Below are 24,258 nucleotides of genomic sequence, written 5' to 3' on the forward strand. Positions count from 1 at the left end.
TTTAATTAGTTGTTTTTTGTTTGCTTTTTAATGGTTTTGATATCCAAATATTTAGATATTTAAAACAAATCATTCGTTTTTCATCTCGTTACACAAAAAAAGACAGTAAGAGCAAATTCTCACTGTCTATTAAAAACAAACAATCCTAAAAGTCTTTGGTATCTGGATTCGGTGCTCCTGCCTCTACTGGGATCTTCCGAAGAAGGTCACAATCTTCTGGGGATAATGCAATCGCAGAGCATTGTAGGTTACTTGCAATGCGTTCAGGAGTCACTGACTTGGGCAGAGGTAAAAATCCTTCTGCTAGACTCCAGGCCAACAGAAGCTGGGCTGGTGTCACGTCATACTGTTTAGCCAATGTAAGGACTGTCTCATTTTGAAACAACTCTCCTTGGCCAAATGGCCCCCAAGCTTCCAATAAAATTCCTTTATCACGACAATAACGGACTACTTCCTCTTGATAGACTCCAGGGGCCAAGCGAATCTGATTGACTGCCGGAAGAACTTTTGCACTCTCCAACAAAGCATCCAGGTGATGGGGCAGGAAGTTACTCACACCAATAGAGCGAATCTTTCCTTTTGCCTGCATATCTTCCATGGCTCTCCAAACCTCACGATTCCGTTCTTTCCAGGCCTCATTTTCTCGGTGAGTCACAGGATTCGGCCAGTGGATGAGGTACAAATCGATATAATCTAGTCCCAATTTGTGCAAAGATTCTTCTAGACCATTGTCAGCATCCTCATAGGTGTGACGATTATTCCACAACTTGGTCGTTACAAAAAGCTCATCTCTTGGAATACCACTATCTTTGATAGCCTTTCCGATGCTTTCTTCATTTTGATAGATGGCTGCCGTATCAATATGGCGATAGCCCGCTTCTAAGGCTGCTTTTACTGCTTGATAAGCTTCCTCGCCATCTTTCGCCTTCCAAGTACCAAAACCAAGTACAGGAATGTGGCGTCCGTCATTTAGTTTGTAACTCTTCATCTTATTTCCCGTCACTTTCCTTTGTTTTTTCACCAGACTTAGAAGTCTTCGCATTCAAGCGCAACTTTGGCTTAAAGATATTTTCCTTCGGTTGCACCATCGATTTACTAAAAAAGGCATAGAGTAAAAAGGCACTACCTGCCACTAAAATGACGGGACTACGGCGCAACATACCGTAGATAAAGAAAAACAAGCCCATCAATAAAAAACGTACGTTTATCTTATTCATAAAACTACCTCGCGATTCAATTACTTTCATTATACCATGTATCAGAGCAAAGAGACAAATGGCTAGATCAAGGAATCCTATTCAAATAAGCTGAGACTTTCATCTCAGCTTATGGGATACATTCAATTTTTAGTTTGGCGAAAGCAAGCGATTCGTAGTTGAACCTCTTTTTCACCATTAAGCTTCAAATCGTTTTTGACCGTCTAAGAAGGTTGCTACCAACTCTAAATCTTTATCCAATACAATAAAGTCAGCGTCATACCCTTCACGGATTTGGCCACAGACATCATCAATATGGACAGATTTAGCAGGGTTGAGACTCGCCATCATGACCGCTTCATGAGGATTGGCAATGCCCCACTCAACAACATTCTTCAATCCATCTTTAAGCTTCAAGATCGAACCAGCCAGATTCCCTGTCGATTTCAAACGGGCTGTTCCATTTTCTACGACAACAGGGAATTCACCCAACATGTAGTCGCCATCTTCCAAGCCACCAGCTGTCATACAGTCGGTGATCAAGGCGATATTTTCCACTCCTTTTTGTTTGAGAAGGATGTCGCAGGCTTTTGGATCAACGTGATGGCCATCACAGATTAACTCTGCATAAGTATGAGGAAGTTGGTACATAGCCCCAACCATTCCCAACTCACGGTGCGTCAAACCGCGCATTCCGTTATAGGCATGCACCCAGACACTAGCCCCAGCATCCACTGCTTTTTTAGCTTCGTCAAAGGTTGCATTGGAGTGACCAAGCGCAACCGTTACCCCTTCTCCTGTCACTGTGCGGACAAAGTCTTCGACACCATCTCGCTCAGGAGCAAGGGCAATTTTATTGAGCAAGCCGTTGGCTACTTTTTGCCATGCACGGAATTCATCCATTCGAGGATCTTTCATGTAGGCTGGATTTTGTGCCCCTTTGTACTTCTCTGTAAAGTAAGGTCCTTCAAAGTAAATGCCACGAATCTTAGCACCAGATGCTTCTTGGTAGCGTGCTCCAATGTTTTCAGTTACTGCCAATAATTGCTCATAAGAAGAGGTCAAGGTTGTTGGCAAAAAGCTAGTGACCCCTGTGCTCAAGAGACCCTCACTCATAGTATGAAGAGTTCCCTCGATGTTGTTGTCCATAACATCAACTCCACCAAATCCATGGATGTGCGTATCGACCAAACCAGGAGCAATACTATAGCCTGTATAGTCCAAAACAGTAGCTCCCTCTGGTAGCTGATCTACATGTTTCCCAAATTTGCCATCGACAATTTCTAGATATCCTCCCTTACGAATGCCATGGGGATAAAAGAATTGATCTGCTTGTATATAGGTTGTCATGGTGATTTCCTTTCTTTTTCTACCGATATATTCATACACATTATAATCCTTTGTACTGCATTTGTAAATGGTCTAGACCTATTTTATTTAAATATATTAATATTCTCTATAAATACGATAAAAAATCCAGTTTTTTTGAGCTGGATTTCAGATTGAATATAAAGTCTTCTTTAAAACTTTCCTTAGGTGAGTACGGACGTCAGCGAACTTATTTGAAGTTCCATGACTTAGTTTTGAACCTAAAGTTTCAAAACTCCCGAGTGGCTGAAACTTTAGCGCTTCAGCCACTTTTCTCACAGCGGAAAGTAATAAATTTGTTTAATTAATTAAAAATACAAATTATTTTTTTGAAAAAATTTTCTAGCTATTTTATGAAAAAAATTTGTCTACATTCTAAAATCCAGTCCTAAAGAACTGGATTTTTCGTTTTTTTAGATCTGCTCCAATTGTACCTTCTCAGCTAAGTTCATGGCATGGTCTGCGACACGTGTATAGTGAGAGATGATATCAATAAAGTTGACACCTGCTTGAGGTGTACACTCGCCCTTGTTCAGACGAGAAATATGAGTCTTCCGCAATTTCTTTTCGAGTTTTTCAATTGCCTGATGGCGCTGTTCCAACTCTGCCGCCAACTCTTGGTTATCCTCTTCTACACTTCGAAGGGCATCTTTAACAAACGTCGCCGTTTGCTGGTAGATATCTTCTAATTCAGCCAAGGCATTGTCAGAAAAGACAACTTTCTTCCGAATGAGATAATCCGTCAAGTTGATCAAGGCTTCTGCGTGGTCTCCAATCCGCTCCAAATCTCGAGAAGAATCCAAAATATTGGTCAAGGATTCGCTTTCTTTTGGACTCAAAGCTTCACTGGACAAGCGGATCAAGTATTTGGTCAACTGATCATCGATGGTATTAATCGCTTCTTCTGTTTTATGGCCTTTTTCAGCCAACTTTTCTTCTTGATTCAAAATATAGCGATAAGATAAATCAAAAATCTTTTCAGCATAAGCTCCTAAGTGCAAGAGTTCTTTTTTAGCATTTCCCAAGGCAATCGAAGGAGCTTGGGTAATCAAATTTTCGTCCAAGTAAAGTGGTTCGTATTTGACCACTTCATCCTCACCAGGAATCAATTTCGTCACAAAGTAAGCCAAAGCCCCAATGAATGGGAATTGAACGATGGTGTTGGTCACATTAAAAGCACCATGTGAAAAGGCAATCGTCATCTCAGGTGAGAGATGCAACTGAGCTTGGAAGAACTCAATCATACTTGTAAATGGTCCCAACAAGATGATACACAGAATGGTCCCGATGACATTAAATAAGACGTGGGTCGCTGCAACCCGTTTGGCAGAAACATTGGCCCCCATGGCAGCAATGATAACGGTGAGCGTAGTCCCAATGTTATCCCCAAATAAAATTGGCAATGCTCCCTTAAGATCTAAAAATCCACCTGAGTAGAGACCTTGCAGAATCCCAATCGTTGCAGAAGAAGCCTGGATCAAGACTGTGATAATGGCTCCAGCTAGCACTCCGAGGATTGGATTCTTCCCAAGGGTTACCATATATTGGCTAAACTCTGGCAAGTCTTTCAAAGGACTCATCCCTGCGCTGATGAGGTTCAAGGCGTAAAAGATTCCCCCAACCCCAAACAAGATCCGACCAATATTGTTAGCTATCCGATTCTTGGTAAAGAAGAGACAGACTGTACCGACAAACATAATGGGCAAGGCATATGTTCCCAACTTGAAACCAATGATGAAGGAAGTGACCGTCGTCCCGATATTGGCCCCCATGATGATCCCAATTGCTTGGCGTAGCGTTAATAGACCGGCACTTACTAATCCAACCGTAATAACAGTTACCCCGGTACTAGACTGGATAAGGGCAGTCACGACAATCCCTACGAGCACCCCTAGAAATGGATTACTGGTATATTTGTCGATATAGTAACGAAGGCGATCCCCTGCAGCCTGTTGCAAGCCATCACCCATAGTTTTGATACTATATAAAAATAGTCCCAAACCACCTAAGAAGTTAAATAAAATGTTCTGCCAATCAATGGACATTCCTTTTCCTCCATCATCATTCGATAAAAGTTTACTCACTCTATTTTAAAACATCCACCCCTTCGGCACAAGTTTTTTTTGAAATTTCTTCTGAATTTTGCCATAAAAAAACGATAGACTCTACAGAATCTATCGTTTTGTTCATTATTTTTTATCAAGATCGCGTAACATTTGGTCAATCTTGTTTCCATATTCAATGGATTCATCTTTGACAAAGGTTAAATCTGGAATTTTGTACAATTTTAAATTCCGACCTAATTCGCGCTTGATGGTTCCTGTTGCTTTTTCCAGCCCTGTCTGAGCCTTTTGATTATCTGAAGCCAGGTCACTCATAATCGAATAGTAAACCTTGGCCATCGACAAATCGCCTAGCATTTGAACATCCGTAATGGTGACGCCTTGGACACGCGGATCACGAACTTTCTTTTGCAAAATTTCGTTGACTTCCCGCTTGATTTCCATACCGACTCGGTCTGTCCGAAAATGACTTGCCATAGGAACTCCTTTCTGCTCTGTCTTTAAAAACTAGGAAATAGGAGATTACCTTTCTTCCTTCCTAGTTAACAGTTTATTTTTTAATTTCTTCCATGATGTAAGCTTCAATGGTATCATCAGTCTTGATATCATTGTATCCTTCGATCATCAATCCACCTTCGCGACCGTTGGTCACTTCTTTGACATCATCTTTATAATGTTTCAAGCTAGCAAGAGCTCCATCATAAATGACGACACCGTCACGAATGACACGAACTTTGGAGTCACGGGTGACCTTACCACTGAGGACCATAAATCCACCGATGGTACCCACTTTAGAGACCTTAAAGGTTTCACGAATGACTGCTTCCCCGATGACTTTCTCTTCGAACTCAGGATCCAACATTCCCTTCATGGCATCTTCCATTTCTTCAATCACTTTATAGATGATTGAGTGAAGACGGATTTCTACCTCATCAGCTTCTGCTTGCTGACGTGCTTGAGGCGTAGGGCGGACGTTAAATCCAATGATGAAGGCATTTGAAGCTTCTGCAAGGGTGACGTCTGATTCGTTGATGGCACCAACTGCTGAGTGAACGATGGTCACTTTCACACCTTCCACTTCAATCTTTTGAAGGGAAGCAGCAAGGGCTTCAACCGATCCTTGTACATCGGCTTTAATGATGACATTAACGGATTTCACTTCTCCAGCCTTCAAGGTATCAAAGAGATTTTCAAGGCTGACACGGTTGGTTGCTTGACGTTGTTTCATCAGCGCACGTTTCGCACGTTCTTCACCGGCTGCACGCGCAGATTTTTCATCTTCATAAACCGCAAAGTGGTCACCCGCCATTGGTGCTTCGTTCAAACCAGTGATAGAAACTGGAGTAGATGGTCCAGCTACTTTCACACGACGGCCAAGGTCATTGGTCATGGCACGGACACGTCCGAAAGTATTACCAACAACGATTGGGTCTTGGACATTCAAAGTACCTTGTTGAACCAGAAGGGTTGCAACCGCACCTTTTCCTTTATCCAAGCGCGCTTCGATAACCGTACCGATGGCACGAACAGTTGGATCTGCTTTGAGTTCTTGGATTTCAGCCACAAGAAGGACCGTTTCCAAGAGCTCATCGATATTTTGGTTGAACTTGGCAGAGATTTCTACAAACTCAGAATCTCCACCCCAGGCAGTTGACATAACTCCATGCTCTGCCAATTCACCGATGACACGTTCTGGGTTGGCACCTGGTTTATCAATCTTGTTAATAGCCACAATGATTGGAACATTAGCCGCTTTTGAGTGGTTGATGGCTTCGATTGTTTGTGGCATCACCCCGTCATCTGCTGCTACGACCAAGATGGTAATATCCGTAACAGATGCACCACGCGCCCGCATAGAGGTAAAGGCCGCGTGTCCAGGTGTATCCAAGAAGGTAATTTTCTTGCCATTTTCCACGATTTGGTAGGCACCGATATGTTGGGTGATTCCTCCTGCTTCTCCTGTCGCTACACGTGAATTACGAAGGGTATCCAAAAGGGTTGTCTTCCCGTGGTCAACGTGTCCCATGATGGTGACAACTGGTGGACGCTCTACCAGTTCATCTGGATTCAAATAGCCATCTTCGACGAAGAAGCGTTCGATATCCGCATTGTCCACTTCAACCTTTTTCTTGGCTTCAATTCCATAATCCACTAACAGAAGTTCAATGGTATCGCCATCCAAGGATTGGTTTTGTGTCGCCATCACTCCCATCATGAAGAGTTTCTTAACGATTTCCGCAGGCTCACGCTTAATCCGTTTTGCGATTTCCGCAACCGTCATTCCATCTGTGTACTCAAGTTCACTTGGCAACTCATGGAATTTACGCTCTGTTACTGGTTTTGGAGCTTCATTGCGGTTATTCTTTCCTTTTTTATTCTTTTTGTTGTTGTTCCAGTTACTATTTCTTTGATTTCTCACTTGGTTTTGACTACTTCGATTCTTTTGTTGTTTTCTTGGACCATCTTCTTCGCGATCAAAATCTTCACGTTTTTTGTCTGGTCTAGCTTGCTTTTTCCGACGTGTATCAACTGCTGCAGGACTTGGAGCCGCTACCGGAGTTGCCTTCGCTGCTTCTACCTTCGGTTGTGGAGCGACAACTTCAGTCGCAACTGCCTCTTCACGCTTACGACGTTGTTGACGGTCTTGCTCTACCTTGGCTGCCTGGTTTTGCTTGTAGCGTTCTTCACTACCACGTGCATATTCCGCATTTTGCTCTGCCTTTAATGCTGCCGCACGGGCTTTGAAATCAATTTTCGGAGCGCCATTTACAGGATTTGGACGTCCTTGACCGTTGCCAGCTTGGTCACGGCGACGATCATTCCCTTGGTTCCGGCGGTCATTTCCTTGATTTTTTCGCTCATTACGATTTTGGAAACGATCCCCATCCCGACGGTCGTTTTGTTGTTTCTTAGGTCGATTTCCTTGTTGTTGACGACGTTCCGCCTGCTCTTTCGCACGGGCTTCGCGTTCCGCCTTGAAATTACGACTCTTTGGCTTCACAACAGGTGCTGCCACTGTTTCCCTTGTCTTTTCTGGTTGGTTTGCAACAGGTTCTTTTGCAACCGGTGCAACTTTTACTTGTTTTTCTTCCTTCACTTTAGGAGTTTGGGGCGCCTTTGATGCAAAACTATTGACCAAACGCTCAACCGCTTCACCTTCGATACTAGAAGCGTGACTCTTTACCTCTAACCCTAATTCTTTCGCCCGTGTGACGACTTCTTTACTTTCCTTGCCTAGTTCTTTGGCAATCTCATACAATCTTTTCTTAGACAATTGCTGTCCTCCTCTTCTATTCCATAAGAGACCTCATTTTCTTTGAAAATCCAGCATCTGTCACGGCCGCTACCTTTCGTGAGCGACCAATGGCAGTACTTAATTCTAGTGTTGAAAACACGGTTAATACCGGAACGCCATAATAGTGGCATTTATCTGTGATTTTTTTGGTAAGATTGGGAGCTGCATCATCTGCTAGAAAGACCAAACGAGCCTTTCCTTCTTGAACAGACTTGATGACCAACTCTTCTCCAGAGATGATTTTCCCTGCTCGCTGAGCCAATCCCAATAAATTACTGACTTTTTGCTTATTCAAGGCCTAACTCTCTTCTTTTCACCTTATGATCCACATAAGCAATCAATTCATCGTAGAAAGCTTCATCCACTTCCATGCTAAAGCTGCGATTGAAGACTTTCTTCTTCTTGGCTTGAAGTGCTTCCTCATTATCAAGCTTGATATAAGCACCACGACCATTTGCTTTCCCAGTTGGATCGATAAAAACTTGACCTTCTTTATTTTTTACGATTCGCAAGAGATCTCGTTTATCGATGACCTCATTTGAAACGACAGACTTGCGTAAAGGGATTTTTCTTGTCTTTACCATGATTTCCTCCCTATTCGTCTACAGAATTCAAATCACTTTCTACTTCTTCAAAAGCAAGTTCTTGACTTGCTTCCATTTCTTCGTACTCACTAGCTGATTTGATATCAATCCGGTAGCCAGTTAAGTGAGCCGCCAAGCGCACGTTTTGACCACGACGACCGATTGCAAGAGATAGCTTGCTATCTGGTACTACCACAAGGGCATGCTTGCTGTCTTCTTCATCAAAGATGACTTGATCGACCTCAGCAGGCGCGATGGCATTGTAGATAAATTCTGCTGGATCTGGTACCCACTCAATGACATCAATGTTTTCTTCTGTTGGGACCATACGATCCAATTTCTGATCATAACGAGCTGGGTGGAACTTGCTAGTAATCTTTTTGATATTCGATCCACCACGACCAACGATGGTTCCAATCGCATCTACGTTTGGATTATGGCTACGAACAGCCACCTTGGTCCGGTCTCCAGCTTCACGCGCCACGCTCATGATTTCAACGGTTCCATCATAGACTTCAGGGATTTCTTGTTCCATCAAACGTTTGATCATTTCTGGATGGCTACGACTTACGAAAACGTTGACCCCACGAGGATTGTCTTCTACTTTGTAGACAAAGACTTCAATGCGATCATGAGATTGGAAGACTTCACCCGGGATTTGGTCTTGTTTAGACAATTGAGCTTCGATAGACCCTAAATTTACATAGATAAAGCGATTATCAAAACGCTCAACCGTTCCACTCATAATTTCATTTTCATGTTCTTTATAAGTGTTGTAAGTAATCGCACGAGTTTGCTTGCGCATTTTTTCCATGATGGTTTGTTTGGCAGATTGAGCTGCGACACGGCCAAACTCAGCAGGTGCTTCTTCAAATTTGATTTTGTCTCCCAATTCATAGGCAGAGCTAATCGCAAGAGCATCTTTCAAGCTAATTTCTAACCGGCTATCAAATACTTCATCCACTACTTCACGAACGGTATAAACGCGGAAGTCACCAGTCTTTTCATTAAATTCGATAGCAGCACTTTCTGCTTGACCATACCGTCTCCGATAAGCCGAACGCAATGATTCTGTGACAGCTTCAATGATATCTTCTTTTTTGATTCCTTTGTCTTCTTCCAAGATGCGAAAAGCATCTAGCATTTCTTTACTCATTCTTTTCTTGCTCTTAGGCTACTAAGAGCCTTCCTTTCTTTTCTGCTATAATTTGACAGCTAGTCTTGCTTTTGAGACAAGACTATAGGGGATTTCAATGGTTTTCTTTCTTGTTTTGTCCATGTATTCCATGGTCAATTGGTCATCTTCGAACTTAACGAGTGTTCCTTCAATGACCTTTTGTTTGTCAACTGCCTTGTACAAGCTGACATGGATATATTGACCCAGAGCTTTTTCCACTGCATCTTTGGTTTTTAAGGGACGCTCCAAACCAGGACTCGTCACTTCTAGGAAGTACTGTTCTGGGAATGGATCAGGTTGAATCTGATCCAACAGAGGACTAATCACTTCTGTTAAATCTGCTGTATCATTCAGGGTAATACCACCTGGCTTATCAACAAAGATACTTAGAACATAGTCTCCTACAATCTTTTCATATTCCACATCCACTAATTCAAATGGAGCTTGGATGGCGGGTTCAAGAATTTCTGTTACTAATTCAACAATTGTTGCGATAGGACAACACCTCCTCACAGACAAGAGGCGAAGATATGTCTTCGCCTCTCCTTTTCTATTCGTTTTAAATATTCTAGCACAAGTTCCGTCGAAATGCAAGAATTTCGACTTCCTCATTCATACAGCTACCATCCAAAAGAAAAACGCCTCCTTTTCAGGAGACGTCGATCCTTAACTAGACTTTAAAATTGTGCTTCAACCCGATAAATGACCTGACCCTTACTTGAGAATTTCTTTTCATATTCGGTCATGACATTTCCCTCAAAATCACTAGCATGAAGATCTAGCCAGACACCCTTCAAGGTCATTCCATACTGAGAAAAACTCACCAAACTGTATTCAAAGAGTCCTCGATTGTCCGTCTTGAAATGAATCTCTCCATGCTCTGGCAAAATCTGTTTGAAAGTATCTAAGAAACTCTTGTAGGTTAGACGACGTTTTTCATGGCGTTTCTTCGGCCAAGGATCTGAAAAATTGAGATACAATTGATCAATCTCACCGTCTTCAAAGTAATTAGTCAAGCTATCTCCGTCCACCCAAAGCAACTTGATATTGGGAACGTCAGCTTCCAACACCTTATCCAAAGCGTAGCTTAATACTGATTTTTGAATATCAATCCCGATATAGTTAATGTCTGGATTTTGTTTGGCCATTCCAGTGATAAAGGCTCCTTTACCACTTCCCACTTCAATATGAATAGGATGGTCATTTCCAAAAATCTCATGCCACTTCCCTTTGGCTTCTTCTGGCTTCAAAATGACATATTGCGGATTGGCTTCTAATAATTCGGTTGCACCTTTACGGTTTCTAACTCTCATGCTTCCTTCCCATATTTTGACCGGAAATTACGCAAGGCATAAATTTCCCGGTTCACATTCTCTAAATCATTGTTTTCATAGTATTTTACAATCTGACAAAGGAAAGAGTATTGACCAAACCAGTACAATTTACCAAATACAGTTTCATTGTACTTATAGCCGTAATAGACCAACCAATCCTGCCACTGGGAATCTGGAATGTAGTGACTTAAAACATGAGCCACATCCATCATCCGATCTGTTAAGCGGACAGAATCCCAATCTACCAAGTAGATAAATCCACTATCCGTTTCAATCCAGTTACTGTGACGGACATCTCCGTGAACAATGGTTGCATAATCTTCTCGAAAAGCTGGAACAGTCTGTCGTAAACTCTTTAATACAGATTGCAAATAATTGTTTTGACGCAAAGCAATTGGCAACTGACTGCTCAAAGAATTCAATAAATCCAATGGCGATTCAGCTGTGTAGCCCAACTTTCTCAATTGCGTCATCAAGGGGCGTGAACGGTGCAAACGAGTCAGGATATGAACCACTTGCTTTTTCCCCATCCCATTTGGAGTTAAAATTTCTCCATTTAACCATTCTTGTGCGCTCATCACATTTCCGTCAGGTAAGCGTCGGCTCCATAAGAGTTGTGGAGCAATTTGTTCTTTAGCTAACCCTGCTAATATTGGAGTCGTATTCATTTTGACAAATACTTTCCCCCCATCCGGATAAGTCCCCATAAAGGCTTTTCCGCTTTTACCAGCAATTGGGGTTAACGTTAGCTCTTTTTCGTTCGAGTCCATCTCTTCCTCCGTAAAAAGTTTCCCATCTATTTTACTAATTTTAAAGCGTTTCGTCAACTAATCGTCTCACCTTGAAAGGTGCATAACCATAGGCTAAAAAGGCTGTGAAAGCTAGCAAGGCCAGGACGAGAATTTTCTCTTCAAAGACCAGTAATCCCAGTCCTCCCTCGACAAGAACCACAAACAAAGTCACCGATTGAACTGTTTGAAGAAGCCCTCGTGTTTTAGCACTGATTTCCAAGGGGAAGAGTCGCGTTAAATACTGATAGTCAAAGGCCTTGTAGAGTCCGAGCAATTGAAAAACAAGTAAATAATTCATGAGCCCCGCGACGGCTACTGCTACTAGCGTTTGCGGGATGAAGACAAAGACAGCGATTGCTAGTCCTAATAGACGCAGGCTCATGGAAAACAGATCTCCATTTCTGAGATAAGAACGGAGATACAGATTGTTCCAAGTCTTGGAACTGACTTTCGGAACCATGCTTGTTAGTCTGTCTAAGTAGGCCCGCCGTTTCACGCTATTCGTCATTCCTTTTACTGTGGTAAAAAGGGCGAAAAATCTTAGAATACTTTGCTTTCTCTGGTTTTCTAGCTCTACGATTCTCTTCCAATCAAGACCCGCCTGGTTATAGAATCTTTTCCCCTTCCCTTGAAAAACAAGAACCTTCAACAAGAAGAGAATAGCCACATAAACCACTACAATGGTCAAAGACAGTCCTAAAGCCAAAGCCAAAGGGACAAATAGGACAAGCACAAGGGTTTGTACAATTCCCCAGAAAATAGTCGCTCGTAAGGTTTGTTGGTTCAAATAGCCTTTCAATTCCTCTTCTTTTGCCAGAAGGAAAATCATGTCTGGCTTCTCAAAATAGGTTGCGATGGAACCAATTGGAAGCAAGAGCAAAGGAGCTAGGGCAAGTAGAAGGAGGAGAAGGCTCTTATCTTCTGGTAGGGAGCGCAAAAATTGACTGTACTGAACCGCTAAAAAGCCTAGAAAAATCAGGAGAAAGAGGACAAAGTGATCATTAAACACATAGCGAGAATATTTTAAGCACTGATTGCGAAAGGTCGTCTTCCTCTTTTGTAAAACTTCAATCATCGGTCAGCCTCTTTTGTTAGTGCAAGGTAAATCTCATTCAAATCTGCATCTGCCATTCCAAATTCTGTCCGCAAATCCTCTAAAGTCCCCTGAGCACGGACCTGTCCCTTATGGAGGATGACAAAGGCATCACACATTTTTTCAGCAGAATCCAGAACATGGGTACTCATTAAAATAGATTTCCCCTTCTCTTTTTCCACCTTCAATAATTGAATTAAATCTGAGATCGCAACTGGATCCAAACCTAAGAAAGGCTCATCGACAATAAACAAACTTGGATCAACAGCAAAGGCACAAATAATCATGACCTTTTGTTTCATCCCCTTAGAAAAATGGACAGGAAACCAATCCAATTTTTCCTCTAGTCGAAATTGCTTCAAGAGAGGAGTCACACGCGCAAAAACTGCTTCCTGATCCAAGTCATAGGCCATCGCCACTGTCTCAATATGCTCACGCAGGGTTAACTCCTCATAAAGGCTCGGTGTTTCAGGAATATAACCAATTTTTTGGCGATAGGCACTTGGAGAAGTAGCTAAAGTCAAACCGTCGATCCGGATTTCGCCAGCATAGGGACGCAGTAAACCTATAATTTCATTTATGGTCGTTGATTTCCCTGCTCCATTCAAGCCAATCAATCCAATCAATTGACCATCGCCAACCTCAAAACTAACATCTTTCAAGACAGGGATATTGACATAGCCTCCTGTCAGGTTTTTTATTTCTAACATATTTTCTTAGCTTTCTGGTATAATGTTCTTATATTATAACAAAATCTAGCGAAATTGAGGTACATTTATGGTTTCGGATTGTATTTTTTGTAAGATTGTTGCCGGAGAAATTCCTGCTTCTAAGGTCTACGAAGATGACCATTTTCTTGCTTTTTTAGATATCTCTCAGGTCACTCCAGGCCATACCCTTGTGATTCCAAAAAAACATGCCCGTAATCTGTTGGAAATGACACCAGATGAAACAGCTGATCTTTTTAACATCGTTTCAAGAGTCACCAAAAAAGTGGAAAGTGCTACACAGCCTCAAGGAATGAATATCATTAGTAACATGGAAGAAATTGCGGGTCAGTCTGTCTTCCACACCCACGTCCATATTCTTCCACGCTACTCTCAAGAAGACGACCTAAAGATTGATTTCATTGCCCACGAACCTGATTTTGACCGCCTTGCTCAATTAGCCAAGGATATCTCAAACCATTAAAAAGGAGCTTACTATGAAATTAAGAGATCTATTTTGGTTTGCGACTGGAGCAACCATCAGCTATCAACTTGTTAAAAATCGGGAACCCCTTAAAAATGAATTCAACGAAACCAAACAACTCACGGATGGAATCCAATCAAATGTTTCTAAAATCAAAAAAAACATTGAAATCATTCAGGAGCAACGAGTCCTTTTAAACCAATTACTGGAAGACTTTTCCTATAAGGCAAGGGTCTTTTCTCAGCAAGCCAACGCTTCTGTAGAACAAATCCAAACTATTTGGTCTGAGAAATCTAATACGAACGACTAACCAAAAAAGGTTTTGAGATAGCTATCTCAAAACCTTTTTTTTTTTAATTTAGTTTCCTCCAACACCAGCTACAGTTGTATCCGTATAAGGAGGCACTATCTGTTGGTATGGTGTCACCGTTTCTGAACTTACAGAAGTTTCCGGAACATAGGAAGGATCGTAATAGCCCCCACCAGTATTCTGACTCGACTCTACTGGGCTTTCGCCACTTTCTGACGAATCAGTACCCCTAGCTTCATCGCTATCCAATAGAACAGCACTTGTTTTGAGCTTTCTTACAGGCGATAATCCAAGACTTTTGCGCAGGATATTCTGCATCTTCAACAGGTGTTCTGAAGTAACAATTTGGTAACTTCCGCCATCCGCTAGGGTGGCATCTTCCCCTTTCAACTGTTCCATACGGATGTTCTTCAAGGCATCTCGATAGCCCATCAAGTGCATCAAGCTATTCGTATCCAAGGAGATATTGGTCTGCATATTATCACTAACCGCTTCAATAATTCCTTGATAGTTGCTCAGACCATCCAAAGTCAATACTTTCTTGATGATCTTTTCAATGACTTCCCGTTGGCGTTTTTGACGACCATAGTCTCCTTCTGGATCTTGATAACGCATCCGTGAATATACCAATGCTTGTTCTCCATCAATCTCTTGACGACCAGGTGGAATTTTTGCTGTATATTCCGGTTCATTTTCTTCGATTGAAATATCAAAATCAAATGGATTGTTTACTGTGATGCCGCCAACCTTATCAACCAGTTGAACCAGGCCTTTCATATTGATCATCGCATAACGGTCGATATGAATATTCATCAAATCTTGGATGGTTTTAATGGCCAATTCTGCTCCACCTTGAGCATAAGCCGCATTCAGCTTAGCTTGGACAGTTTCTCCATCCTGCGTAATATTGGTCAAGATATCCCGTTCCAAACTCATAATCGTTGTTTCACGCGTCTGTGGATTTACCGTCACCAGAATCATGGTATCACTGTTTCCTACCCACTGATCCTCTCGTGAGCCTGATCCAGTATCAACCCCCATGAGCAAAATGGTCATTGGTTTGTTTTCTGCGATGACATTGTTTTCATCACCAATCCCTTTATAAGTCTTACTCAACGTATTTGTTGACTGATTGAGGATGGTCAGCCCATAGGCCGCAATCCCTATTGTCGTTACAGCTAACAAACTAAAAAACATTAATAGAATTTTTTTAATCATTAATTCTGTCTATCTATCAGTTTGCCCATTAGGTAAACATCCAGATATTCCCCTTCCTTGTATACGCCTCTCTTGCGGAGACCTTCAATTTCAAATCCTAGCGTTTGGTAGAGATGGATGGCCCGTTCATTTCGAACTTGGACACTGAGGTCTAACTTCCGAAGGAGGTTGGTACCTTCTGCCCATGCGATTCCTTCTTCTAGAAGAATACGACCCAATCCTTTATTCCAATAGGCCTTCCGAACAACGATAAAGAGATCTCCAATATGGCGCAAGGCTCTGTTTTGATCCGCTGCAATATTTAAGACACCTACCAGATCCTCACCCAAGTATAATAAGAGACATAATTGATTGTCTGTTTGTGCTTGTGTTTCAGCAAATATTTCCAACTCTTGCTTGGTCATCCCAAGCCCTTCTGGAGCCAAGGTCATAAAATCCGATTCAGTCGCTACATCTTTAAAAAAGTCGAGTAAACACTCTGCATCCGAAGCCTCAGCCTCTTTCAAAAAGAGATCCAATACCTGTTCCATCTTCAAGCTCCTACAGAAGTTAGAAATGAGTCCTTTAATTGTTCTGCACGTTCACCGACAGCTGACAAGCATATCTCACGTCCATCACCGTCCTTAAGCAGTTCAACCTTTAAATATCCAGCAGGAAGACTGGTCTCTAACAATTCTCCCCACTCAATGACGGTAACTCCTTCACCAAATAAAAAGTCATCCAAATCAATCGAATCTGGATCGTCTCCAATACGATAGACATCCAGGTGATACAAGGGCAAACGGCCTTCATATTCTCTCACGATAGTATAAGTAGGACTTTTGATCATCTGGCGAATGCCCAACCCTTGAGCAAGGCCTTTTGTAAAGGTTGTTTTCCCTGCCCCCAGATCTCCCGTCAGAATCACGACATCCTGTTTTTCTAAACGTTGACCCAACTGTTTTCCAAGGGCAATCAACTCTTGTTCATTTTGACTTTTCATTCCTCCATTATACCAAAAATAATTGATTATTGCCCACTATTTTTAGTCGATCAACCTTCTGCCTCACCTAAGACAATCAAAAAAAGCTTGGGCTATTTGTCCAAGCTTTCCTCTATGTTCATTCTAATGCAAGGCCATACTGATAAAGTTCAAGATAAACAAGGCATCTAAAATCCAAATCATACTGTGAACTTCTTTGGCTTCACCTTTGACCAATTTGGTTACTGTATAGGTAATAAAACCTGCTGCAATCCCATTTGTGATGGAATAGCTGAATCCCATAAAGATAGAGGTGAAGAAAGCTGGTACAGCTTCTGCCAAATCATCCCAATGGATGTTTTTCAAGCTACTCAACATCATGATCCCAACGATGATCAAAATCGGTGCTGTCGCTGCAGTTGGTACGATGGCAAGAAGGGGACTAAAAATACTTGACACTGCGAAACAGATGGCTACTACAAGGGCTGTCAAACCAGTCCGTCCACCAGCTCCAATTCCTGCAGCTGACTCAACATAAGTCGTCACATTCGAAGTACCTGCAATAGCACCAACAGATGTCGCTACGAGGTCTGAATAAAGGGCTTTATCCAATTTAGCGGATTGATGATTTTCACCATTTGTGGCAACAATACCAACTTTTTCACCAGTTCCAATCAAGGTACCAATCGTATCAAAGATATCTGTCAATGAGAAAGCGAGGATGGCCATCAAGGTTTCAGGAAGACGAGAAGTATTGGTAATCAAGGAACCTAATCCTTCTGAACCAAGTGCAGCTCCAAAAATTTTGCCAAGATCATTAACGGCTGCTCCAAGATGGGTACTACCAAAGTCAATCGTTGAAAGATCAACAATGCCAAACACAATAGCGAGGATTGTTGTCGTAAGGATAGAAAGGATAATTCCTCCTTTAATGCCCTTGATGACAAAGAAAACAGTAATGGCTAAGCCAGCCAAGGCAAGAAGGACTGTCGGACTATTAAAACTAACAAGTCCTGGGACCGCTGCAGAATTTGCTGTAATCGCTGCATTCGCTTTGTCAGCCCCTTCTCCTGCCACCGTATAGGTATGCGGATCAATCGAAAACTTCAACAAGCCAGCATTTTTAATTCCAACATAGGCTAAGAAAATTCCGATACCAGCTGAAATAGCTGAACGCAAAGCATTTGGAATTGACTCAATAATCATTTTCCGAACATTAGTTAATGTGATAACCAAGGAAATCAATCCACAAATAAAGACCATTCCCAAGGCTTCTTGCCAAGAATAGCCCATCCCAAATACCACTGTAAAGGTAAAGAAGGCATTCAAGCCCATTCCTGGTGCTTGGGCATAAGGCAGGTTCGCGTAGAAAGCCATCATAAGAGTCCCAACGACTGACCCAATAATGGTTGCCAGAAATACTCCTTGAGCTGGCATTCCTGTTTGGGAGAGCATTTGAGGGTTTACAAATAAGATATAAGACATGGCAAAGAAGGTCGTTAAACCAGCTAATACCTCTGTACGAACCGTCGTTCCGTGTTCAGATAGTTTGAAAAACTTATCCATTTTTCCAATAAACTCCTTAAAAAAAATAAATCTGCTCGCGACTCAATCACGAACAATACAAATATTTTATCAAATATCATTCACTTTTACAAGAGATTCATCTGGATAATCTTTTGTGCCACATCATTTACTATTCGAAAAACTGAAATTTTCCTGTTTATCTGGTATAATGGTAGCATTCTTCTTAAAATATGGCACTTCTATACTCCTCATTTAGAGTAAGAAAAACCATACAAATGAAAGGAATCTTCCTATGAATAAAAAACTAATCGCTGTCGATTTAGATGGCACCTTATTAAATTCTGAGAGCAAATTATCGCCTTATACGATTGAAACCATCCAGAAAGTCAGTGAACAAGGTCACCTGGTCATTATTACAACTGGCCGTCCCTATCGAATGGCAGATCACATCTATAAGGAATTGGGATTGGAAAGTCCCATGATTAACTTTAACGGCGCTCTCACTCATATTCCAAATAAAAAATGGTCAAAAGAACTATCCATGACCCTTGATAAAAAATACCTCCTAGATATGGTCGAGAGAGAAAATGACATCCAGGCGGACTTTATCGCTGGAGAGTATCGCAATAAGTTCTATGTCACCCACACCTACCACCATACTATTGATCCCGCCTTATTTGGGGTTTCTAAAATCTCCTCCAAAACAAAATTCGAAGCTCATAAAGTTACCGAAAACCCAAACGCCATCCTCTTTCAAACACGCGCTGAAGATAAGTATGCTTTAGCCGAAGAAATGCGTGATTACTACCATCACGAGCTAGAAATCAATAGCTGGGGTGGTCCCCTCAACATTCTGGAATGTGCTCCAAAAGGCGTCAATAAGGCCTTTGCCCTCAACTATCTCCTCAAGACTTACGGACTTGATCGGAAAAACCTTATCGCCTTTGGAGACGAACAAAATGATACAGACATGTTGGCTTTCGCAGGAACTGGTTTTGCAATGAAAAACGCCAATCCTGTTCTCCTCCCCTATGCCGATAAACAAACCGAGTATACAAATGATCAGGACGGCGTTGCTCGTCAACTAGAAAAACTCTTCCTATAAATAGAGAAGCGCTTGAATCACCTTTTACAAGAAAGGATTCAAGCTTTTTGTTTTCTCAAACATACGGAACCTTATAGAGACTTTTTCTGAAAACAGTTTAACTGGTTAAGTTTATTTTCAGAAATTTTTCTATGTAAACGCTTGCTAACTGATAAAGTTTGTGATAAAATTAACATAACAAAAATAAAAAAGGAGCCTAGCTCGTTTCATACGATAATGATTCAAGTGATGTTACTTCTCGTTTTATTACCGTCTCTAATTCAACTAAGCTCTTGAGGAGGAAAACTATGAAAGCTGTTGTTGTAAATCCAGAAGGTACCGGTGTTGAAATCGTTGCAAACAAGGAGATGCGCCCATTAGAAACAGGGGAAGCTCTTGTTCAAATCGAATACTGTGGTGTCTGCCACACTGACTTGCACGTTGCTCACGGAGACTTCGGTAAAGTTCCAGGCCGTGTTCTTGGACATGAAGGAATCGGGATTGTTAAAGAACTTGCTCCAGATGTGACAAGTTTAAAAGTTGGTGACCGTGTCAGTGTTGCTTGGTTCTTCGAAGGATGTGGTACTTGTGAATACTGTACAACTGGTCGCGAAACTCTTTGCCGTACTGTAAAAAATGCTGGTTACTCTGTTGATGGAGGAATGGCTGAACAATGTATCGTAACTGCAGACTACGCAGTAAAAGTACCAGAGGGATTAGATCCAGCTCAAGCTTCTTCTATTACCTGTGCCGGTGTTACAACCTACAAAGCTATCAAAGAAGCCAAAGCTGAACCAGGACAATGGATCGTTATCTATGGAGCTGGTGGACTAGGAAACTTGGCTGTTCAATATGCTAAGAAAGTCTTCAACGCTCATGTCATCGCTGTTGATATCAACAATGATAAACTCGAATTGGCAAAAGAAGTTGGTGCAGACTTTGTCATCAACGGTTACGAAGTCGAAGATGTCCCAGGATTGATCAAAGAAAAAACAAATGGTGGAGCTCACTCTGCTGTCGTAACAGCTGTTTCTAAAGTAGCTTTCAACCAAGCAGTAGATTCTGTTCGTGCAGGTGGCCGCGTGATCGCAGTTGGTCTTCCTTCTGAAATGATGGACCTCAGCATTGTGAAAACAGTATTAGATGGTATCCAAGTCATCGGTTCTCTTGTAGGAACTCGTAAAGATTTGGAAGAAGCCTTCCAATTTGGTGCAGAAGGCTTGGTCGTTCCAGTTGTTCAAAAGCGTCCAGTAGAAGATGCTGTCAAAGTCTTTGACGAAATGGAAGCCGGAACCATTCAAGGACGTATGGTACTTGACTTCACCAACTAATCAACTCAACCTATTAGACCAGCCCAAATAGGCTGGTCTTTTTTAGTTTCTCACAAACAGGACCTGCAAGGGGTTGCTATATTTTTATTTTACCTATTAGATCCTACTACTACTCTTTTCAGAAACATAGAATCCCCTTCGTTCCCCTCTTGTCAAGGAATTCCAAAGGATTTTCAAATTTTATAGCCAAATAAGTCTGCTAGCAAGCGACCTCAGATGTTAACAATTTAATATGTTAAAGACTTCTCTTTTTCCTTTAATTTAGTACTGAAAAATTGACTTTATTATGAAAACGTTTTATAATAGATAAGCTTAAAGTTTTCTTAAACTGAAAGTCAAACAAATTTTATAAGGAGGAATGTCAATAATGAGTATTGGTATCATTATTGCTAGCCACGGTGAATTTGCAGCTGGAATCCACCAATCCGGCTCGATGATCTTTGGGGATCAAGAGAAAGTTCAAGTGGTTACGTTCATGCCAAGTGAAGGCCCAGATGATCTCTATGCTAAATTCAATGCTGCTGTTGCCGCATTTGATGCAGAAGACGAAATCTTGGTTTTGGCTGACCTTTGGAGTGGTTCTCCATTTAACCAAGCGAGTCGCGTTATGGGTGAAAATCCAGATCGCAAATTTGCGATCCTCACAGGATTGAACCTTCCGATGTTGATTCAAGCTTATACTGAACGTTTGATGGATGCAACTGCTGGTGTTGATCAAGTTGCTGCAAACATCATCAAAGAATCTAAAGATGGAATCAAAGCTCTTCCAGAAGAATTGAATCCAGTTGAAGAAGCAAGCACTGCTTCAGCTGCTCCTGTTGCCCAAGCTGCTATTCCAGAAGGAACAGTTATCGGAGATGGAAAACTCAAGATTAACCTTGCCCGCTTAGATACACGTCTTCTTCATGGACAAGTGGCAACTGCTTGGACACCTGATTCAAAAGCCGATCGGATCATTGTTGCTTCAGATTCTGTTGCTAAAGATGAACTCCGTAAGGAATTGATCAAACAAGCGGCACCAAATGGTGTGAAAGCAAACGTTGTCCCAATTCAAAAATTGATCGACGTTGCAAAAGATCCACGCTTTGGTGAAACACATGCTTTGATCTTGTTTGAAACACCTCAAGATGCCCTTCGTGCCATCGAGGGTGGTGTTCCGATTAAAACCTTGAACGTTGGTTCAATGGCCCACTCAACTGGTAAAACCATGGTTAACAATGTCTTGTCAATGGACAAAGAGGATGTGGCTACATTTGAAAAAATGCGTGATCTTGGAGTGGAATTTGATGTCCGTAAAGTGCCAAATGACTCTAAGAAAGATTTGTTTGACTTAATTAACAAAGCTAACGTTCAATAATCGATTACTTACGAAAGGATTTTAAACATGTCTATTATTTCTATGGTATTAGTGGTCGTTGTTGCCTTCTTAGCAGGTCTTGAAGGTATCCTTGACCAATTCCAATTCCACCAACCACTTGTTGCTTGTACCTTAATCGGTTTGGTAACAGGTAACTTGACTGCCGGTGTTATGCTTGGTGGTTCCCTTCAATTACTTGCACTTGGCTGGGCCAACATTGGTGCCGCAGTTGCACCCGATGCTGCCCTTGCATCTGTCGCTGCTGCGATTATCTTGGTTCTTGGTGGTGACTTTAGCTCTAAAGGAATCGCTGTGGCTCAAGGTGTAGCTATTCCACTTGCAGTTGCTGGTCTTTTCTTGACCATGATCGTCCGTACTCTCTCCGTTGGTTTGGTCCACACTGCCGACGCTGCTGCTAAAAAAGGTGATATCAAAGGCGTAGAACGCGCTCACTTTGTAGCACTTCTCCTTCAAGGTCTTCGTATCGCCATTCCTGCAGCCCTTCTGTTGATGATCCCTGCTGACACTGTTAAAGGTGCTCTTGAAGCGATGCCTGCTTGGTTGTCAGACGGTATGCAAATCGGTGGTGGTATGGTCGTTGCCGTTGGTTATGCCATGGTTATCAACATGATGGCAAGCCGTGAAGTTTGGCCATTCTTTGCCATTGGTTTTGCTCTTGCTGCCGTTAGCCAATTGACCTTGATTGCTCTTGGTGCAATTGGTGTTGCCCTTGCCTTGATCTACCTTTCTCTCTCTAAGAAAGGTGGCAATGGAGGTGGCGGAGTTGCTACTTCTAATGACCCAATCGGCGATATCCTTGAAGACTATTAAGAAAGGTGTGACACTATCATGACTGAAAAATTACAATTATCTAAATCAGATCGTCAAAAAGTTTGGTGGCGTTCAACCTTCTTGCAAGGTTCTTGGAACTATGAACGGATGCAAAACTTGGGTTGGGCTTACTCATTGATCCCAGCTATCAAAAAACTTTACACGAAGAAAGAAGACCAAGCGGCTGCTCTTGAGCGTCACATGGAGTTCTTCAACACTCACCCATACGTAGCTGCTCCAATCATCGGGGTAACTCTTGCCCTTGAAGAAGAAAAAGCAAATGGCGCTGCGATTGATGATGCCGCTATCCAAGGGGTTAAGATTGGTATGATGGGACCTTTGGCGGGTATCGGAGATCCTGTCTTCTGGTTTACAGTTCGTCCAATCCTTGGAGCTCTTGGTGCATCTCTTGCCTTGACAGGTAACATCCTTGGCCCACTCATCTTCTTTATTGCATGGAATGCGATTCGTATGTCCTTCTTGTGGTACACCCAAGAACTTGGATACAAAGCAGGTTCTGAAATTACCAAAGATATGTCTGGTGGGATCTTGCAAGACATCACTAAAGGAGCTTCTATCCTCGGGATGTTCATCCTTGCTGTCTTGGTAGAACGTTGGGTATCTATTAAATTCATCTTTAATGTTTCTTCTGTCAAATTAGACGACAAAGCTTATATCCACTGGGATAAACTTCCTGAAGGATACAAGGGTATCCAAGAAGCCTTCGCTCAAGTTGGTTCAGGTCTATCTCAAACACCTGAAAAAGTTACGACTTTCCAACAAAACTTGGATTCATTGATTCCTGGTTTGATGGGATTGCTTCTTACTTTCGCTTGTATGTGGTTGCTTAAGAAGAAAGTATCTCCAATCACTATCATCATCGCCCTCTTTGTAATCGGTGTCTTGGCACACGTTGCTGGCTTGATGTAAGCAAAGATCAACAAAAAAGAAGGTTTCGACCTTCTTTTTATTATGGTATAATGAAATGAACATTGTTACAGGAGGATCACATGGCGCAATCACAGAATAAAACCGTGGAATTCCATACCACTGGTGTCTCTTATCTAGGTGTTGGTGGAAAGGTTGGAAAAATCCTAGTTGGGAATGTCGCTTTTGAATTTTATGCGGATGCTAATGTAGAAGACTACGTCCAAATTCCCTGGAAAGAAATCGAACAGATCGGAGCCAACGTATCCGGGCGTAAAATTAGCCGCCATTTTGAAATTTACACCAAGGAAAGCAAGTTCCTATTTGCTTCTAAAGACTCGGGGAAAATTTTAAAGATTGCTCGGGAACATCTAGGAAATGATAAAATTGTCAAGCTACCGACCTTGATCCAAACCATCGCAGCTAAAATTAAAAATCTATTTGCAAAATAGGTACTTTTCTTGTATAATAAACGAAAACGGATAAGTAAATTAAGGAAATCTTTCAGAAAGTCTGCGGTTGCTGTGAGCAGATAGAGGACTTAATTGAAATTCTACCGTTTATCAAAAAATTGAAGATCAAATCAAGTGCACACCTGTGAAGTTGGATGGAACCGTGGC

26 protein-coding genes are annotated in these 24,258 nt (G+C 41.9%); 8 read left to right on the forward strand and 18 right to left on the reverse strand.

The features are described from left to right. Window positions 1-145: 145 nt before the first annotated feature. The 14 genes from H8S88_RS09575 to H8S88_RS09640 all read right to left on the reverse strand — a co-directional run bounded on the left by H8S88_RS09575 (window position 146) and on the right by H8S88_RS09640 (window position 13,611). Entirely contained in the window at window positions 146-988 is an 843-nt protein-coding gene (locus H8S88_RS09575) for an aldo/keto reductase (protein ID WP_236128278.1), read from the reverse strand. Between the two features lies 1 nt (window position 989). Then, window positions 990-1,217, reverse strand: coding sequence for a hypothetical protein (locus H8S88_RS09580; protein WP_006597076.1), 228 nt, complete (start codon window positions 1,215-1,217; stop codon window positions 990-992). 177 nt (window positions 1,218-1,394) lie between these two features. Continuing rightward, complete coding sequence (gene nagA / locus H8S88_RS09585; RefSeq protein ID WP_048789459.1) at window positions 1,395-2,546, reverse strand: N-acetylglucosamine-6-phosphate deacetylase; 1,152 nt, start codon at window positions 2,544-2,546, stop codon at window positions 1,395-1,397. Window positions 2,547-2,977: 431 nt separating this feature from the next. Beyond that, window positions 2,978-4,609 carry a Na/Pi cotransporter family protein gene (locus H8S88_RS09590; RefSeq protein WP_048789370.1) on the reverse strand — a complete coding sequence of 544 codons (1,632 nt, stop codon included), beginning with the start codon at window positions 4,607-4,609 and terminating at the stop codon, window positions 2,978-2,980. Window positions 4,610-4,753: 144 nt separating this feature from the next. Beyond that, a complete protein-coding gene (gene rbfA, locus H8S88_RS09595) occupies window positions 4,754-5,104 on the reverse strand; it encodes a 30S ribosome-binding factor RbfA (RefSeq protein WP_006596876.1) in 351 nt (116 codons plus the stop codon). Window positions 5,105-5,177: 73 nt separating this feature from the next. Next, window positions 5,178-7,901, reverse strand: coding sequence for a translation initiation factor IF-2 (gene infB / locus H8S88_RS09600; RefSeq protein WP_125336183.1), 2,724 nt, complete (start codon window positions 7,899-7,901; stop codon window positions 5,178-5,180). A 16-nt stretch (window positions 7,902-7,917) separates the two neighbouring features. Continuing rightward, window positions 7,918-8,217, reverse strand: a complete 300-nt coding sequence (locus H8S88_RS09605) for a YlxQ-related RNA-binding protein (protein WP_048789372.1) — start codon at window positions 8,215-8,217, stop codon at window positions 7,918-7,920. Continuing rightward, a complete protein-coding gene (gene rnpM, locus H8S88_RS09610; protein ID WP_006596879.1) occupies window positions 8,210-8,506 on the reverse strand; it encodes an RNase P modulator RnpM in 297 nt (98 codons plus the stop codon). Before rnpM ends, H8S88_RS09605 begins: the two co-directional genes overlap by 8 nt. A gap of 10 nt (window positions 8,507-8,516) precedes the next feature. Beyond that, window positions 8,517-9,662, reverse strand: coding sequence for a transcription termination factor NusA (gene nusA / locus H8S88_RS09615; protein WP_125336182.1), 1,146 nt, complete (start codon window positions 9,660-9,662; stop codon window positions 8,517-8,519). 45 nt (window positions 9,663-9,707) lie between these two features. Continuing rightward, window positions 9,708-10,196 (reverse strand): ribosome maturation factor RimP, encoded by a 489-nt coding sequence (rimP, locus tag H8S88_RS09620; RefSeq protein ID WP_172605131.1) that lies wholly within the window; start codon window positions 10,194-10,196, stop codon window positions 9,708-9,710. A gap of 164 nt (window positions 10,197-10,360) precedes the next feature. After that, window positions 10,361-10,996, reverse strand: a complete 636-nt coding sequence (gene trmB, locus H8S88_RS09625; RefSeq protein ID WP_048688825.1) for a tRNA (guanosine(46)-N7)-methyltransferase TrmB — start codon at window positions 10,994-10,996, stop codon at window positions 10,361-10,363. Beyond that, window positions 10,993-11,787, reverse strand: coding sequence for a cell cycle regulator CcrZ (gene ccrZ / locus H8S88_RS09630; RefSeq protein WP_023022280.1), 795 nt, complete (start codon window positions 11,785-11,787; stop codon window positions 10,993-10,995). Before ccrZ ends, trmB begins: the two co-directional genes overlap by 4 nt. A 40-nt stretch (window positions 11,788-11,827) precedes the next feature. Further along, window positions 11,828-12,883: an ABC transporter permease gene (locus tag H8S88_RS09635; protein WP_125336181.1), complete on the reverse strand. Its 1,056-nt coding sequence runs from the start codon at window positions 12,881-12,883 to the stop codon at window positions 11,828-11,830. Beyond that, window positions 12,880-13,611, reverse strand: coding sequence for an ABC transporter ATP-binding protein (locus H8S88_RS09640; protein WP_125336180.1), 732 nt, complete (start codon window positions 13,609-13,611; stop codon window positions 12,880-12,882). The genes H8S88_RS09635 and H8S88_RS09640 overlap by 4 nt, the downstream gene beginning before the upstream one ends. Window positions 13,612-13,678: 67 nt before the next feature. On the opposite strand from H8S88_RS09640, the gene H8S88_RS09645 reads away from it, so the two are divergent. Together H8S88_RS09645 and H8S88_RS09650 are read left to right on the forward strand one after the other, a co-directional pair. Further along, window positions 13,679-14,092 carry an HIT family protein gene (locus H8S88_RS09645; RefSeq protein ID WP_048688815.1) on the forward strand — a complete coding sequence of 138 codons (414 nt, stop codon included), beginning with the start codon at window positions 13,679-13,681 and terminating at the stop codon, window positions 14,090-14,092. A 13-nt stretch (window positions 14,093-14,105) separates the two neighbouring features. Beyond that, window positions 14,106-14,402, forward strand: coding sequence for a hypothetical protein (locus H8S88_RS09650; protein WP_048688812.1), 297 nt, complete (start codon window positions 14,106-14,108; stop codon window positions 14,400-14,402). A gap of 48 nt (window positions 14,403-14,450) precedes the next feature. On the opposite strand, the gene lytR is transcribed toward H8S88_RS09650, so the two are convergent. The 4 genes from lytR to H8S88_RS09670 form a co-directional block, all read right to left on the reverse strand. Further along, on the reverse strand, window positions 14,451-15,620 hold the full coding sequence (gene lytR, locus H8S88_RS09655) for a glycopolymer--peptidoglycan transferase LytR (protein WP_048688809.1): 1,170 nt from the start codon (window positions 15,618-15,620) through the stop codon (window positions 14,451-14,453). Beyond that, the gene (locus H8S88_RS09660; RefSeq protein WP_048789374.1) at window positions 15,620-16,150 is read right to left on the reverse strand and encodes a GNAT family N-acetyltransferase; all 531 of its coding nucleotides are present in this window, start codon (window positions 16,148-16,150) and stop codon (window positions 15,620-15,622) included. The genes lytR and H8S88_RS09660 overlap by 1 nt, the downstream gene beginning before the upstream one ends. 2 nt (window positions 16,151-16,152) lie before the next feature. Next, the gene (gene tsaE, locus H8S88_RS09665) at window positions 16,153-16,602 is read right to left on the reverse strand and encodes a tRNA (adenosine(37)-N6)-threonylcarbamoyltransferase complex ATPase subunit type 1 TsaE (RefSeq protein WP_048789375.1); all 450 of its coding nucleotides are present in this window, start codon (window positions 16,600-16,602) and stop codon (window positions 16,153-16,155) included. A 123-nt stretch (window positions 16,603-16,725) separates the two neighbouring features. Continuing rightward, window positions 16,726-18,147, reverse strand: coding sequence for an NCS2 family permease (locus H8S88_RS09670; RefSeq protein ID WP_048789376.1), 1,422 nt, complete (start codon window positions 18,145-18,147; stop codon window positions 16,726-16,728). Window positions 18,148-18,400: 253 nt separating this feature from the next. Here H8S88_RS09670 and H8S88_RS09675 point away from each other — a divergent pair, with 253 nt between their 5' ends. The 6 genes from H8S88_RS09675 to H8S88_RS09700 all read left to right on the forward strand — a co-directional run bounded on the left by H8S88_RS09675 (window position 18,401) and on the right by H8S88_RS09700 (window position 24,090). After that, complete coding sequence (locus tag H8S88_RS09675) at window positions 18,401-19,213, forward strand: Cof-type HAD-IIB family hydrolase (RefSeq protein WP_048789377.1); 813 nt, start codon at window positions 18,401-18,403, stop codon at window positions 19,211-19,213. A 287-nt stretch (window positions 19,214-19,500) separates the two neighbouring features. Then, a complete protein-coding gene (gene adhP / locus H8S88_RS09680) occupies window positions 19,501-20,523 on the forward strand; it encodes an alcohol dehydrogenase AdhP (protein WP_048789378.1) in 1,023 nt (340 codons plus the stop codon). Between the two features lie 367 nt (window positions 20,524-20,890). Further along, on the forward strand, window positions 20,891-21,880 hold the full coding sequence (locus H8S88_RS09685) for a PTS sugar transporter subunit IIB (protein WP_125336179.1): 990 nt from the start codon (window positions 20,891-20,893) through the stop codon (window positions 21,878-21,880). Window positions 21,881-21,907: 27 nt separating this feature from the next. Next, window positions 21,908-22,711 (forward strand): PTS mannose/fructose/sorbose transporter subunit IIC, encoded by an 804-nt coding sequence (locus H8S88_RS09690; protein ID WP_006596895.1) that lies wholly within the window; start codon window positions 21,908-21,910, stop codon window positions 22,709-22,711. Between the two features lie 18 nt (window positions 22,712-22,729). Next, window positions 22,730-23,641, forward strand: coding sequence for a PTS system mannose/fructose/sorbose family transporter subunit IID (locus tag H8S88_RS09695; protein WP_125336177.1), 912 nt, complete (start codon window positions 22,730-22,732; stop codon window positions 23,639-23,641). Between the two features lie 80 nt (window positions 23,642-23,721). Continuing rightward, complete coding sequence (locus tag H8S88_RS09700) at window positions 23,722-24,090, forward strand: DUF956 family protein (RefSeq protein ID WP_125336176.1); 369 nt, start codon at window positions 23,722-23,724, stop codon at window positions 24,088-24,090. The last annotated feature ends 168 nt before the right edge of the window (window positions 24,091-24,258 follow it).

This window comes from Streptococcus sp. GS001, from assembly GCF_021595565.1.
Taxonomy (GTDB): domain Bacteria; phylum Bacillota; class Bacilli; order Lactobacillales; family Streptococcaceae; genus Streptococcus; species Streptococcus xiaochunlingii.

Coding starts and splice junctions, on each gene's coding strand:
- H8S88_RS09575 (WP_236128278.1), bottom strand. CDS start 988: ATGAAGAGTTACAAACTAAATGACGGACGCCACATTCCTGTACTTGGT.
- H8S88_RS09580 (WP_006597076.1), bottom strand. CDS start 1,217: ATGAATAAGATAAACGTACGTTTTTTATTGATGGGCTTGTTTTTCTTT.
- nagA (WP_048789459.1), bottom strand. CDS start 2,546: ATGACAACCTATATACAAGCAGATCAATTCTTTTATCCCCATGGCATT.
- H8S88_RS09590 (WP_048789370.1), bottom strand. CDS start 4,609: ATGTCCATTGATTGGCAGAACATTTTATTTAACTTCTTAGGTGGTTTG.
- rbfA (WP_006596876.1), bottom strand. CDS start 5,104: ATGGCAAGTCATTTTCGGACAGACCGAGTCGGTATGGAAATCAAGCGG.
- rnpM (WP_006596879.1), bottom strand. CDS start 8,506: ATGGTAAAGACAAGAAAAATCCCTTTACGCAAGTCTGTCGTTTCAAAT.
- nusA (WP_125336182.1), bottom strand. CDS start 9,662: ATGAGTAAAGAAATGCTAGATGCTTTTCGCATCTTGGAAGAAGACAAA.
- trmB (WP_048688825.1), bottom strand. CDS start 10,996: ATGAGAGTTAGAAACCGTAAAGGTGCAACCGAATTATTAGAAGCCAAT.
- ccrZ (WP_023022280.1), bottom strand. CDS start 11,787: ATGGACTCGAACGAAAAAGAGCTAACGTTAACCCCAATTGCTGGTAAA.
- H8S88_RS09635 (WP_125336181.1), bottom strand. CDS start 12,883: ATGATTGAAGTTTTACAAAAGAGGAAGACGACCTTTCGCAATCAGTGC.
- H8S88_RS09640 (WP_125336180.1), bottom strand. CDS start 13,611: ATGTTAGAAATAAAAAACCTGACAGGAGGCTATGTCAATATCCCTGTC.
- H8S88_RS09645 (WP_048688815.1), top strand. CDS start 13,679: ATGGTTTCGGATTGTATTTTTTGTAAGATTGTTGCCGGAGAAATTCCT.
- H8S88_RS09650 (WP_048688812.1), top strand. CDS start 14,106: ATGAAATTAAGAGATCTATTTTGGTTTGCGACTGGAGCAACCATCAGC.
- lytR (WP_048688809.1), bottom strand. CDS start 15,620: ATGATTAAAAAAATTCTATTAATGTTTTTTAGTTTGTTAGCTGTAACG.
- H8S88_RS09660 (WP_048789374.1), bottom strand. CDS start 16,150: ATGGAACAGGTATTGGATCTCTTTTTGAAAGAGGCTGAGGCTTCGGAT.
- tsaE (WP_048789375.1), bottom strand. CDS start 16,602: ATGAAAAGTCAAAATGAACAAGAGTTGATTGCCCTTGGAAAACAGTTG.
- H8S88_RS09670 (WP_048789376.1), bottom strand. CDS start 18,147: ATGGATAAGTTTTTCAAACTATCTGAACACGGAACGACGGTTCGTACA.
- H8S88_RS09675 (WP_048789377.1), top strand. CDS start 18,401: ATGAATAAAAAACTAATCGCTGTCGATTTAGATGGCACCTTATTAAAT.
- adhP (WP_048789378.1), top strand. CDS start 19,501: ATGAAAGCTGTTGTTGTAAATCCAGAAGGTACCGGTGTTGAAATCGTT.
- H8S88_RS09685 (WP_125336179.1), top strand. CDS start 20,891: ATGAGTATTGGTATCATTATTGCTAGCCACGGTGAATTTGCAGCTGGA.
- H8S88_RS09690 (WP_006596895.1), top strand. CDS start 21,908: ATGTCTATTATTTCTATGGTATTAGTGGTCGTTGTTGCCTTCTTAGCA.
- H8S88_RS09695 (WP_125336177.1), top strand. CDS start 22,730: ATGACTGAAAAATTACAATTATCTAAATCAGATCGTCAAAAAGTTTGG.
- H8S88_RS09700 (WP_125336176.1), top strand. CDS start 23,722: ATGGCGCAATCACAGAATAAAACCGTGGAATTCCATACCACTGGTGTC.